We start from the raw sequence: 13,982 nt of genomic DNA, 5'->3' as shown, positions 1-13,982 counted from the left end.
CGAAAATCGTTATACTAAAATCGATTTTAAAGCATCATTCATTCCACGAACTGCATCTGCACTTTTAGCAAATAAAGCTTTCTCCTGCTCGTTTAATTTGATGTCTAAAATTTCTTCTACTCCGTTTTTACCTATTATACAAGGCACTCCTATACATATATCGTTTTGACCATATTCGCCTTCAACAAAAACAGAACATGCAATCATTTTTTTCTGATCGTTTAAAATACTATCTACAAGAAAAGCAACAGAAGCTCCCGGCGCATACCAGGCTGATGTTCCTAAAAGACCTGTAAGTGTCGCTCCGCCCACCATTGTGTCTGCAGCTACTTTTTGCAACACCTCTTCTGAAAGAAATTCTGTTACCGGAATTCCGTTATAAGAAGCCAAACGTGTTAAAGGAATCATAGTAGTATCACCATGACCTCCTATAACCATTGCCGAGATATCATTGGCAGGTTTATCAAGAGCCAAAGAAAGATATGTTCTGAAACGAGAACTATCTAACGCTCCACCCATACCAATAATTCTGTTTTTTGGTAATCCTGTAGCTTTTAAAGCTAAATAAGTCATAGTATCCATTGGATTAGAAACTACGACAATTATAGTATCCGGAGAAAATTTCAATACATTTTCAGCAACTGTTTTTACAATTCCTGCGTTTATACCAATCAATTCTTCACGCGTCATTCCTGGTTTTCTTGGAATTCCTGATGTAATCACTACTACATCACTTCCGGCAGTTTTAGAATAATCATTGGTTACACCAGATACTTTGGTATTAAAACCTGTATTTGTTGCACATTGCATAATATCCAATGCTTTCCCTTCGGCAAAACCTTCTTTAATATCCAACAACACTACTTCGCTTGCAATTCCTCTATAAGAAATAACATCTGCACACGTAGCTCCAACATTTCCTGCTCCTACAATGGTAACTTTCATATTTTATACTTTATCGGTTATTAATTAATTTGTTTATTTGATAAATCGACAATTCGTTTAATCGTCTAAGTAAATTTAAACAATTAAACGAATTGATGATTAAAATTTATTATGCATCGATATTAGCGTAAACTGCATTTTTCTCGATAAATTCTCTACGTGGCGGAACTTCATCTCCCATTAACATAGAGAAAACCCTATCCGCTTCGGCTAAACTATCAATAGTTACCTGACGTAAAGTTCTAAAACTCGGATCCATTGTAGTTTCCCATAATTGCTCCGCGTTCATCTCTCCAAGACCTTTATAACGTTGAATAGCTGCACTTCCTCCCATTCTTTCGTTCGCCTGATCACGTTGAACATCGTTCCAGGCGTATTCTTTTTTGTTTCCTTTTTTAACTAAGTACAAAGGTGGAGCTGCAATGTAAACGTGACCTTCTTCGATCAGTTCTTTCATGAAACGGAAGAAGAACGTTAATATTAAGGTAGAAATGTGACTACCATCGACATCGGCATCACACATGATGATTACTTTATGATATCTTAGTTTTTCAAGATTTAAAGCTTTACTGTCTTCTGCAGTACCAACGGTAACTCCAAGAGCGGTAAAGATGTTACGAATCTCTTCGTTTTCGAATACTTTATGATGCATCGCTTTCTCAACATTCAAAATCTTACCACGTAAAGGCAAAATCGCCTGAAAGTTACGGTCACGACCTTGTTTGGCTGTTCCACCAGCCGAATCTCCCTCGACAAGGTAAACCTCACATCTTGCAGGATCCTGCTCAGAACAATCTGAAAGTTTTCCTGGTAATCCACCACCACCCATTACGGTTTTACGCTGTACCATTTCACGCGCTTTTTTAGCAGCGTGACGGGCTTGTGCAGCCAAAATTACTTTTTGAATAATGATACGGGCATCATTTGGATTTTCTTCCAAATAATTTTCCAGCATTTCTCCAACTGCCTGAGAAACCGGAGAAACTACTTCTCTGTTTCCAAGTTTAGTTTTGGTTTGTCCTTCGAATTGTGGTTCTGCAACTTTTACCGAAATAATAGCTGTTAATCCTTCACGGAAGTCATCTCCCGCAATTTCGAATTTCAGTTTATCCAGCATTCCGGATGCATCTGCGTATTTTTTAAGGGTTCTTGTCAAACCACTTCTAAAACCTTGTAAATGCGTTCCTCCTTCGTGCGTATTGATATTATTTACATAGGAGAAAATATTCTCTGTGTAACTTGTATTGTAAATCAAGGCAACCTCAACCGGAATTTCACCTTTTTCGTGATCCATGCTGATTACGTGAGAAATAATTGGCTCACGGTTACCATCTAAGTAACGAATGTATTCTTTAAGACCTTCATCTGAGTGAAAAACCTCTACTTTAAATTCGCCTTTTTCATCTACTTCTCTTTTGTCTGTAAACGTGATTGTAATTCCTTTGTTCAGGAAAGAAAGCTCACGCATACGAGCTGATAAAGTATCATAAGAAAACTCAATTGTTTGAGTAAAAATAGTATCATCAGGATAGAAAGTCTGACGTGTACCTCTTTTATCTGTTTCTCCAATTTGTTTAACAGGATAAATTGCTTTACCTCTTTCGTATTCTTGTTCGTATATTTTACCGTCTCTAAAAACAGTAGATTTCATATGAACTGAAAGTGCATTTACAACCGAAACCCCAACACCGTGTAAACCTCCGGAAACTTTGTAAGAATCCTTATCGAATTTACCTCCGGCACCAATCTTGGTCATTACTACTTCAAGTGCCGAAACACCTTCTTTTTTATGTAAATCAACTGGAATACCACGACCGTTATCTTCAACTGTTACTGAACCATCTTCGTTAATTGCAACACCAATAGTATCACAATGTCCTCCCATCGCCTCATCAATAGAGTTATCAACAACCTCATAAACCAAATGATGTAGCCCTCGAACCCCCACATCTCCAATATACATCGATGGACGCATTCTTACGTGCTCCATTCCTTCTAATGCCTGAATACTATCTGCTGAATAATTGTTCTTCTTGATTTCTTCGCTCATATAATTTATTCTAAAAAATGTAATTATTGTCTAACACGCAAATATATAAAAACGCAAATTATATATCCGTTAAAATACCATATAAAGCACTTAAGTTATTAACACAATTAGCTGAAAAACCAAAAAATAAATTCCAAATTCCAAAAAATATCCTCTTTATTAAATAAATTCCAATTTTTAAATCCCAAATTCCAAAACTTAAAGGAAATTCCAATAAATAAATTCCAAATTCCAAAACTTTAAATGATGCAAAAACAAAATCCGAAACAACATTTTTAATGTCATTTCGGATTTTAAAATTTACAACCAAATTGGAATTTGGAATTTCAAAAATTGGAATTTGGAATTTATTTTATTGGAATTTTACTCTTTATGATTTCTTATTAAAATCCCCAGCATAAATCGAAGTCATTTTTTCTAAGCTTAAATACTTTCTTAAAACAGCATTCACGTCTTCTACTTTCAACGCTTTAACTTTAGTTTCAAGATCATCATAATCTTCTAAAGGAATTCCGTATTGAAGATAGCTATTCGTTAAACTAATCAACATCATATCATTTCCTAATCTTGTTTTTCTTTCGTTAAGCCAGCTCACTAAATTTGATTTCACTTCTTCAGCCGTAAATCCATCTTTTAATGCTTTTGCAATTTCTTCTTTTGTAGCAGCTTCAACTGCGCCTTTTTTTGTTGGATTCAAAAATGCATAATATTGCCAGAAAGCAACATCGTTTGTAACCGGCACATTAATAAACGAACCTGCACCATAACTAATTCCTTCTTTTTCTCTTAATCTCATTGGAATTCTGGCGCTTAAAAAACCACCACTTCCAAGAATTTCATTCGCCATTACAAATGCAGGATAATCCGGGCTTTTCAAATTCATTTTAAAAGCAATTTTACCTATTGCAACTGCATTTTCTTTGTCTGGAGTGATATAATCTTTATCTATCTTTTTAGTCTCTGAATACGTTGGCAATGCAAGAACATATTTTGACTTAGAATTCCATTTTCCAAAAGTATTTTCAAGAATTTGTCCCGTTTCTTTAGCATCTAAATCTCCAACAACAGTTCCCAATCCGTTATTTCCTCCAAAGATATTAGTATAAAAATCAACGATTTCAGATTGTTTTATTTTTTTGTAAGCATCAATTTGCTCCTGAACTGTCGAGGTATAAAAAATACTTCCTTTTGGATAATTCGATGTTAATCTTGAAACTTCGATAAAAGCAATCGACTGAGGATCATTAAGGTTTGACTCCAGATAAGTATTGTACTCATTGATTGTTTTCGTTAACTCATTTTCAGGAAAAGTAGCATTCACTAACAGATCGCCCAAAATCTCCATTACTCCCTTAAAGCTTTCTTTGTAAGTACTTATATTAATCGACAAAGTCTGACCTGAATAATCAAAGTACAAACTTGATTTTAATTGATCTAACTGATCACTAATTTGTTCTTTGGTTCTGGTTTTTGTACCTGTTTTCATTAATTGAGCAAGAATAGATCCTATATCTCCTTTACTCTCTAAATCTTTTTCGTTACTCACCGGAAATTTAAAACTAGCCTGAACTTTTCCGCCTTTTATTTCTTTTTTAATTAAGCCATATTTCACTCCATTACTAAGTTTTCCTTCTACAAAGTTTTGTTTCAAATTTTTGATCGAAGCTTCAAATGCAGCAGCTTCTTTTTCTAAAGCCTTACCTTTATAATCTTTTGTTACAGCTACTATTTGCTCATCTGTATATTCGACCGGCTTTAATCTTTGCTCATCTTTTGAAGGAATAAATACGCCAACTGTTCTATTGTTGCTTCTAAAATATTTCTCAGCAACTCTTTGTATATCTTCTTTGGTTAAATTTTCAACAACATCTCGGTATAAAAACCCTAATCTGTAATCTCCTGCTCCAACAATTTCAGTAAGATTTATGGCAAACGAAATAGTATTGTTTTTTATACCGTCAAGTTGTTTTATAATTTTTGCTTTTGCTCTGGCTACATCCTCATCAGTATATTTAGTCGTTGCAATTTTATCCAACTCTGTTCTTACTAATTCTTTAGTCGCTTTGATATCTTTATCATTAGGAACCGCTACGCCAAAATATACATAACTTGCATCTCTGGTGGTTGGCTGCCAATAATAAACACTAGACACTTTTTGCGTCTCTATTAATGATTTATACAAATATCCGGATGGGTCCGAAGTTAAAATTTCGCCTAATGCATCAATTGCAGCATAATCCTTGTCTACATAAGCTGCCGTATGATACACGGCTCCAATATTTTTACTATCTCCTGCTCTGTTAAGCTCTACAAATTTTTCACCATCTTGTGCAGGTTCAACCGTATACGTCTTATCCAAAACTCTTTTTGGTTTTGGAATAGCTCCAAAATATTGCCCTACATATTGTAACGCTTTTTGCTCATCAAACTTACCGGCAATTATTAAAGTAGAATTGTCAGGCTGATAATACTTTTCGTAAAAGGCCCTAAGCGTAGTTGCTTTTACTCTTTCTATATCTTCTTTACTTCCTATCGTACTATTTCCGTAATTGTGCCACAAATAAGCAGTGGAAAGTATTCTTTCCTGTAAAACACGATCCGGATTATTCTCTCCTATTTCAAATTCATTTCTTACAACCGAAAATTCTTTAGATAAATCTGCCTGCAGAATAGTCGCGTTGATCATTCGATCCGCTTCCATTTCGATACTCCATTTTAAGTTTTCATCACTTGAAGGAAAAACTTCGTAGTAATTCGTTCTGTCTAACCAAGTCGTTCCGTTGGCATTTCCCCCTTTATCCGAAAGCATTTTTTTAATGTCTCCCAAATTTTTGGTACTCTTAAAAAGCATGTGCTCTAACAAATGCGCCATCCCTTTTTCGCCATAACCTTCATTTCTGGAACCCACATTGTAAACAATATTTACAACCATATTGCTCTGCGAAGCATCCGGAATTAAAAGAACTTTCAATCCGTTATTCAACGAATATTCTTTTACACCTTCGACATTTTTAATGTATTTTGGAGCTTCTGTCTTTTTCTGCGCATAAACAGGAGACAATGAAACAAGCGAACAGCATAAAACGCTGCTTAGTAGTAAGTTTCTCATAGATTACAGTTAAAGTATTAGTTAATTTTTGGTAATCAAATATAGCTTTTTTCCTAAGTAAGGAATTAACATTAACTTACTTTTAGTAATTTACGGCAAACCGTAAAGCTAAAATTAACTCCAAAAAAAAAATCCGAAATAAACATTTTACATGCTCTTTCGGATTCTTTATTTCTTTCCAAAACTGGAATTTAGAATTTATTTTTTTTGAAATTTTATAATTAGACTATTGCTTCGTATTTCTCTTATTCGATTCCAAATTGGAGTTTGGAATTTGGAATTTATTTATTGGAATTTAAATACTAAACCGCTACTCCGGCTTTCGAAATTTCAACATCTGCTTTTACGTGAGCGGCATTTGCTCTTCCGCTTGGATCCTGATTTTCCTGCCATTTCGGAATCCATTTTCGAACGGTTTGCGCGGCGCTAACCTGTGGATAAAATTTATGAAAAATGGATCTGTAAAGATAAGCTTCTTTTGTCGTTGGTGAATTATACGGAAATTCGGCAGCTGCTCCGGCCAATTGCTCGTCCGTAACTTGTGTTGCACAATATTCTATTAATTCATCTATCCAATTGTAACCTACTCCATCAGAAAACTGTTCTTTTTGTCTCCATAAAACTTCAGCCGGTAAATATGGATTTTCAGTTGTATCGAATGCTTTTCTCAAAATGTATTTCTCGATGCCATCGTATGTTTTTGGCTGCTTTTCTTCGGTTTTAATTCGAATAGCAACATCTAAAAAATCTTTGTCTAAAAACGGAATTCTGGCTTCTAGTCCGTGCGCCATAGTTGTTTTATCGGCACGCAATAAATCGGCAGTAAATAACTTCTGCACTCTTTCGATGGTTTCATCCTGAAATTCTTCTGCTGATGGTGCATTTCTAAAATACAAATGACCTCCAAAAACCTCATCGGCACCTTCACCGGAAAGGATTACCTTTATTCCCTGATCGGCTATGGCTTTCGATAATAAATACATCGGAACTCCGGATCGTACTGATATGATATCGTAAGTCTCAATATGATAAATTACTTTTTCTAAAATAGAAACACCTTCCTCTACCGTAAAATGTATTTCGTGATGTTCTGTACCTAAAAATTCAGCTGCTTTTCTTGCTACGATATTATCAGGCGAATCCGCATCTAAACCAATAGAAAACGAATGTAGTTTTTGTCCGTTATCTTTTAATATTCGGGATGCAATTGCTGATGTTAAGGATGAATCTAACCCTCCTGAAAGCAATACACCAACAGGAACTTCGCTCATTAAACGTTTACGCGTCGCCTGAATTAATGATTCACGAACCAAATCAAGGTCTAAAGATTTATTCGCATTTGCATGATCTTCGTAATCCGGATTATAATATTTTACAAAGCCAGTTTTACCGGTATAATAATGTCCGGGAGGAAAAGTCGAAAATGACTTACACTGATCTGCAATTGATTTCATTTCTGAAGAAAAATAAATTCTTCCTCTTTCGTCTAGTCCGTAATACAAAGGCTTAACACCAACAGCATCTCTTGCCGCGATATAATTATCACCATCGATAATCACAAAAGCAAAATCACCATCAAGCATATTACAAAACTTATATCCAAATTCTTCGTACAAATGCACGATTACTTCCGAATCTGATTTTGTTCTAAAGGTATGCTCTTTTAAAACCGTATCTTTTAATTCCTGGTAGTTGTAAATTTCTCCATCATGCACCATCCAGGCTTTATTCGTTCCCTGAATAGGCTGTTTACCTGATTTAAGATCAATAATCGATAGGCTTTCATGACAAATAATACTGCCATTTTCCATAATATGCAAATCACTTTCATCAGGACCACGATGCGACATTCTTGAAGAAAGCTCTTTTACAAGTTGCGGGTCTTTTCCTTTACCAATAACAGCCAATAATCCAGACATACTATTCTATTTTTTTATTTCTTTTAATTTTTACTCACAACTAAAAGGGTAAGCCTACTACTAAACTTTCTTATAATCCTTTAATATTCAGCTAAAACCAAATATTATTTACAACTTTTATATAATTATATCGCTACAATTCAAGCCACTTACTATTATTTCGGCGAATGCCAAATATAAAAAAGAAACTTAAATAATTATTGAAAAATAATTTTAAGTCACTGAAATAACAGAATTTAACATTATAAGACAAGAAAAACGCTCTCAGGATTGAGAACGTCTTTCGGAAATATAATATATACTAATTCTAAAAATTCTTGTTTTTATGCTTTCGCGTAAGCGTCATCATGAACACTTGCTACAGCTCTTCCAGATGGATCGTTCATGTTTTTGAATGCTTCATCCCACTCCAAAGCAATTTTTGTACTACAAGCCACACTTGCTTCCTGAGGCACACATAAAGCTGCTGCATCACTTGGAAAATGTTCTGCAAAGATCGAACGATAGTAATACTCCTCTTTAGAAGTTGGTGTTTGCAATGGGAATTTATATTTCGCATTTGCCAGTTGCTCATCCGAAACTTCTTTGGCTACCACTTCTTTCAAAGTATCAATCCAGCTGTATCCTACTCCATCAGAAAATTGCTCTTTTTGTCTCCATGCTACACTTTCTGGCAACATGTCTTCAAAAGCTTTACGAACTACCCATTTTTCCATGGGATGCTCTTTGTTAATCATTTTATCTTGTGGGTTGATGCGCATTGCAACATCCATAAATTCTTTATCTAAGAATGGAACACGACCTTCGATTCCCCAGGCAGCCAAGCTTTTGTTTGCACGCAAACAATCGTACATATGTAATTTTCCTAATTTACGAACGTTTTCTTCGTGAAATTCTCTTGCATTTGGTGCTTTGTGGAAGTATAAATAACCTCCAAACAATTCATCTGCACCTTCTCCTGATAGCACCATTTTGATTCCCATTGATTTAATAACTCTCGCCATTAACCACATTGGAGTTGAAGCTCTAACTGTAGTTACATCATAAGTTTCCAAGTTGTAAATCACATCGCGAACTGCATCTAACCCTTCCTGAATGGTGAATTTAATTTCGTGGTGAATTGTTCCGATATGTTTTGCAACAATTTGAGCAGCAGCTAAATCCGGAGAACCATCCAAACCAACTGAAAAAGAGTGTAATTGCGGATACCAGGCATCTGTAGTATCATCAGATTCAATACGCTTTTGTGCAAATTTTTTGGCTACAGCCGAAGTAATAGACGAATCTAAACCACCAGAAAGCAAAACACCGTAAGGAACATCACTCATTAATTGTCTGTGAACCGCTGCTTCAAGTGCTTCCTTAATTGCAGGAATACTTGTTTCGTTGTCTTTTACTGCATCATAATCTGTCCAGTCTCTTTTGTACCATTGTACAAATTCACCGTCTTTACTTGTCATATAATGTCCCGGAGGGAATAATTGAATTTTTGTGCAATATCCTTCTAAAGCTTTCAATTCAGAAGCTACATAAAAAGTTCCGTGTTGATCCCAACCAATATATAATGGAATAATTCCCATATGGTCACGAGCGATAAAATACTCATCTTTCTCAACATCATAAATCGCAAATCCAAAGATTCCGTTCATTTCATCTACAAAGTGAGGTCCTTTTTCTTTGTACAGTGCTAAAATAACTTCACAATCACTTTCTGTTTGAAAGTTATATTTTCCTTCAAATTGTTTACGCAATTCTCTGTGGTTGTAAATCTCACCATTTGCAGCTAAAACCAATTTTTTATCTTCTGTAAATAAAGGTTGTTTTCCTGAAGCTGGATCTACAATCGCCAAGCGCTCATGAGAAAGAATTGCTTTATCATTGCTGTAAATTCCGCTCCAGTCCGGTCCGCGGTGACGAATGATTTTAGACATTTCTAATACTTGAGGTCTTAAGGTTTCGGCTTTTTGTTTTAGATCAAAGGCACATACGATTCCACACATAATTCTATATTTTTATTTGTAAATTTTATTTTGATAGGGCAAAGATGCATTAATGGTTACAATTGAAAAACACAAACATTCATTTCAGTTATAATTTAAAAGCATAAAATTGTTTTTACATATAAAATGTAAAATTTTAACACTAAAAAAAGCCTCAAACTTATAAATTTCAATTTTAAGCTTAATCAGAACTAAAAAAGCAACATTTTCAAGAGATCTTTGAATTAAATTTTATGATATTTCAAAAACAATAAAAGATTCACAAAGAGAAGAATAGAAGTTGGTTTAAAATTGTGATTTTCATCGAAATTAAACAAATGCGCATCTTGTTTTGTCTTGTTGACGAAGGAAAGATCACACTAGAAACTCCGCGCGGTAAATCGATAATGATTGTCGGGTACCGTGTGTGATGAATGGATTAAAATCCATCCCTACAATATTAATCGAGCCTAAGGCTCTTTATACAAAGTTCCGGAGGAACGGCTTATTTTGTAGCAACGGATTTTAATCCGTTGAAGAGTGCGAATAATATCCTTTTTAATCTGCTTAAATCTGTGAAATCTGCGTGAAATAACTTTTACAAAACACTCTCAATAGTATAATGCGTCTTATTAATTTCGAAAGTAAACCCCACTTTATTCCCCATCAAATGAGAACCTAGCGGAGATTGCGGAGAAAGCGCAATAACATTGATACCATCAATAGCAATTTTAGGAAGCGCAACACTTACATACAAGTATATTCCGTTTGCTTTTACCAAACTGCCTGAAATAATATTTTCCGTTGTTTTCGATGCATCAATTTTATCCAAAATCGCTTTTTGAGCAATGGCTTCTTTGAGTTTATTGGTGAGTTTTTCCTGCTCGATATGCATCATCGACAAAGCCGTTTCGTGTTTGTCACCGGCGGAACCTTTCGCATCATTTTTAGAATCTTCGGTCAAAGCCGAAATCATGTCCTTAAAAACATCAATTCGGTCCTGAACCATTTGCAGGTAATGAGAATGTATTTTTTGTTTGAATTCCATAGATTGTTTGCCACAAAGGCGCTAAAGCGCAAAGATCGTAAAAAAAAATTAAGCCACGAATTCACGAATTTAGTTAAAATTAATTCGTGAATTCGTGGCTTAAACCTTTACAAAAAATCTTAGCGTCTTAGCGCCTTCGTGGCAATAATTTAAAAATCGAATTTATAATTTGCTCCAACTAGCACCTGAAATCCTTGCACAGGGTAATTCAGCCATTTTTCATAAGCCTGGTTTCCAATATTATTCAATTTTAAGAAACACGTTAAACGTTCGTTGTATTTGTATCCTAAATGGGCATTGGCATCAAAATAACTTTTTAGTGTTGTAATCACCGGATCAGTTCCTAAATCCAGGTTCGATTGCATGTCTTTACGTTCTCCCACATAAAAAACATTCAAACCAGCGTACCATTGTTTAGTAATGTTTACATCAAGATTCGAGCTCAGTTTCATTGATGGTAAATTCCAGGCTTCGATTCCGTCATATTTGTAACTATTAAAAGTTCCGTTGATTCCGAAAGAAACATTTCTTGAAAAATCAGCTTTTAATTCTCCATAAAAACGGAAGGTTCTTATGTCGTCATAAACCACTCCAAAAGAGTTTCCGAAAGAATAATTCTGATTCGAAAAATCTTCTGTATAATCGTTGCCTTTGTATAATGCTTTGTCTTTTTCATTTAGATAAGAACCCGTTACATTATAATTGATATTGTTGGCCAATTTACCTTTTAAACCTGCAAAAACTGTATATTGATTGTTTGTTGGTCGCATATTTAATGTTGGCGATAAAAACGGATTATCATTTACAAAATCGGCGTAAGAGTTTTGTTCTAAACCACCATTTACTCCTGTATAAAAAATCATCAAATCACCAACAAGTTTGTACGAAGCGTTTACCTTTGGATAAATATAAAATTTGTTGCCGCTGTTTTCAGAATCTAAACCATAGAACAATCCAGCTCCTAATTCAAGTGTCCAGTCGTTTTCAAGAATTACAAAACTTGGCTCAATTCCAAAATTTGTTAAACTGTATTTTAAAGGGCTTGTATTATCGCGTGCATAATTATGTTCGAAAGATCCACTCACGTGATCCACAATAATATTGGTATTAATAGACTGATCCATCACTTCAACCTTGAAAGAAGGTTTTACATAAAAGCGATTTTCTGAAGACGAAAAACTATCTGAAAAGTGTGTAAATTTAGTTGAGATCTTACTAAAAATCCCCTCGTTAAATTCGATATTTCCTCCCAACGAAATAGTATTGTAAGAGTGATTTGGATTAATTCCTCTAATTAAATCATCACGAGTTTGTCCTGCTAAAGTTGCACCAAATTCAGCCGGTAGACCATACCAGTTATACACCTGATTTTGATATCCTAAATCAATATTCCAGGCCATATCACGATTGTTTACGCCGTAAGCTATGTTTAGTGCCGTATCATAAAACTCATCATTAAGATCAACATCTTTTATTCCGCCTTGCGAAGAATGATGACGGAACATTCCTGCCACATAATCATTGTTTCCTAAATGCTGATTCACAAATAATTCAGCATTTAAAGTTCCGTAATTTCCAAGTCCTAAAGTCGCATAATTATTGAACAATTTTTCTCTTTTTGATTTCTCAACACCTTCTGCTTTTCCTTTTGATGGCGTAAATGTAGATGCTACAGGAACCGACAAAATACTATATTTAATAGTTTCTTTAGGCTGGTTTCCGCTATCATCAAGCGAAGGAGTTTCCTTTACTTTAAAGGCATCCGAAATTGTTGGCGAATAAGGCTTTACCACGTTTACAGTTTCCGTTCCTATAGTCTCCTCTTTTTTAACCTGAGCAAACGAAATCTGGACAACAAATAACACTAGTAAAATGATGATTTTATTATGGCAATTAATTTTCATATTTCTTCTTTTTAAGAGTATAGAGAAAAGAATATAGAAAGAGACTATGATAAATCCTCTTTATTCTGCTCAAACTCTTTGTTCTTTATTCTAAAATCTATATTCTATTCTCTTTATTCTATTCTCTTTATTCTATTCTCTAAAACTAAGCTTCCCAATCTCCTTTTGCGACAAACTGAGCCTTTCCTCCTATTTGAATATCAAAATCATTTTCTTTTACACTTCCGTGAAAGTAAATCTGCGACGGACGATTGATGTAATCTCCCTGATAATTAATCAAATCAATTTCAGGTTTGTGGTATTTTAATAGAAAAGCCTGTAAACAAGTACTCGCGCTTCCAGTTGCGGCATCTTCTACCAACTGATTGTGTTCGATACACAACATTCGGCTAAACAATTTTGAACCTTCTAAATAATAAAAATATAAAGCTCTATGACTTGTTTTGCAATTCTTTTTGAGCCAGTCTTCCGTTTTATTTTTTTCTAAAACTAAATTTTCCAAAGCTCTTTTGCTGCTTAATCCAACCATTACAAAAGCGCTTCCGGTGGTTACTTCCTGAATGGGAAATTGATTTTCAAAATCATGATTTTCCAGATTACTAAATACTGTAATATCTTCTTTCGAAAAAATATCCCAAAATTTCGGCTGAGCTGCTTTTAACCAAATCAAACCTTCAGACTGATGAATTGAAATGGGTCCAATTGGAACGTTTAATTTTATCTGCTCCGGAGCATTATCAAATATTTTATTCATCAAAACCCATGAAGTTCCAATTATTGGATGTCCCGCAAATTGCATTTCCTGAGATGGTGTAAATATTTTTATCTCGGCTTTATTATTTTCTTTGTCAAGTTTGGTTACAAAAGTGCTTTCGGCAAAATTAATTTCACGCGCAATTTGCTGCATTTCTGCCGAACTTAAATTTCCTGCATCCATAAAAACTGCCAATTGATTACCGGCATATTTTTTATCAGCAAAAACATCAACTATATAAAAAGGTAAACTCATTTTTCTTAAAAGATTTTAA

Annotated in this window: 8 protein-coding genes; all 8 read right to left on the bottom strand. The window is 34.6% G+C overall.

What is annotated here, in order from left to right:
- Window positions 1-9: 9 nt before the first annotated feature.
- The 8 genes from mdh to B0M43_RS10990 all read right to left on the bottom strand — a co-directional run bounded on the left by mdh (window position 10) and on the right by B0M43_RS10990 (window position 13,963).
- Window positions 10-945 (bottom strand): malate dehydrogenase, encoded by a 936-nt coding sequence (gene mdh / locus B0M43_RS11025; RefSeq protein ID WP_065448253.1) that lies wholly within the window; start codon window positions 943-945, stop codon window positions 10-12.
- Window positions 946-1,054: 109 nt separating this feature from the next.
- Window positions 1,055-2,995 (bottom strand): DNA topoisomerase (ATP-hydrolyzing) subunit B, encoded by a 1,941-nt coding sequence (gene gyrB, locus B0M43_RS11020; RefSeq protein WP_055098425.1) that lies wholly within the window; start codon window positions 2,993-2,995, stop codon window positions 1,055-1,057.
- Between the two features lie 370 nt (window positions 2,996-3,365).
- Window positions 3,366-6,104, bottom strand: a complete 2,739-nt coding sequence (locus B0M43_RS11015) for a pitrilysin family protein (RefSeq protein ID WP_078008319.1) — start codon at window positions 6,102-6,104, stop codon at window positions 3,366-3,368.
- A gap of 302 nt (window positions 6,105-6,406) precedes the next feature.
- Window positions 6,407-8,023 carry an asparagine synthase B gene (gene asnB / locus B0M43_RS11010; protein WP_078008320.1) on the bottom strand — a complete coding sequence of 539 codons (1,617 nt, stop codon included), beginning with the start codon at window positions 8,021-8,023 and terminating at the stop codon, window positions 6,407-6,409.
- A 323-nt stretch (window positions 8,024-8,346) separates the two neighbouring features.
- A complete protein-coding gene (gene asnB / locus B0M43_RS11005; protein WP_055098428.1) occupies window positions 8,347-10,023 on the bottom strand; it encodes an asparagine synthase B in 1,677 nt (558 codons plus the stop codon).
- Between the two features lie 577 nt (window positions 10,024-10,600).
- Window positions 10,601-11,050 (bottom strand): hypothetical protein, encoded by a 450-nt coding sequence (locus B0M43_RS11000; protein WP_078008321.1) that lies wholly within the window; start codon window positions 11,048-11,050, stop codon window positions 10,601-10,603.
- Window positions 11,051-11,199: 149 nt separating this feature from the next.
- Window positions 11,200-12,954, bottom strand: a complete 1,755-nt coding sequence (locus B0M43_RS10995; protein WP_078008322.1) for a TonB-dependent receptor — start codon at window positions 12,952-12,954, stop codon at window positions 11,200-11,202.
- 145 nt (window positions 12,955-13,099) lie between these two features.
- Entirely contained in the window at window positions 13,100-13,963 is an 864-nt protein-coding gene (locus tag B0M43_RS10990; protein ID WP_078008323.1) for a PhzF family phenazine biosynthesis protein, read from the bottom strand.
- Window positions 13,964-13,982 lie beyond the last annotated feature (19 nt).

The sequence above is a fragment of the Flavobacterium sp. KBS0721 genome, assembly GCF_002007065.3.
GTDB classification, from domain to species: Bacteria; Bacteroidota; Bacteroidia; order Flavobacteriales; family Flavobacteriaceae; genus Flavobacterium; species Flavobacterium piscis.
Note: the sequence above shows the minus strand (reverse complement) of the source record. Positions and strands in the feature narration are given on the sequence as shown.

Coding starts and splice junctions, on each gene's coding strand:
- B0M43_RS10995 (WP_078008322.1), bottom strand. CDS start 12,954: ATGAAAATTAATTGCCATAATAAAATCATCATTTTACTAGTGTTATTT.
- B0M43_RS11015 (WP_078008319.1), bottom strand. CDS start 6,104: ATGAGAAACTTACTACTAAGCAGCGTTTTATGCTGTTCGCTTGTTTCA.
- asnB (WP_078008320.1), bottom strand. CDS start 8,023: ATGTCTGGATTATTGGCTGTTATTGGTAAAGGAAAAGACCCGCAACTT.
- B0M43_RS10990 (WP_078008323.1), bottom strand. CDS start 13,963: ATGAGTTTACCTTTTTATATAGTTGATGTTTTTGCTGATAAAAAATAT.
- gyrB (WP_055098425.1), bottom strand. CDS start 2,995: ATGAGCGAAGAAATCAAGAAGAACAATTATTCAGCAGATAGTATTCAG.
- B0M43_RS11000 (WP_078008321.1), bottom strand. CDS start 11,050: ATGGAATTCAAACAAAAAATACATTCTCATTACCTGCAAATGGTTCAG.
- asnB (WP_055098428.1), bottom strand. CDS start 10,023: ATGTGTGGAATCGTATGTGCCTTTGATCTAAAACAAAAAGCCGAAACC.
- mdh (WP_065448253.1), bottom strand. CDS start 945: ATGAAAGTTACCATTGTAGGAGCAGGAAATGTTGGAGCTACGTGTGCA.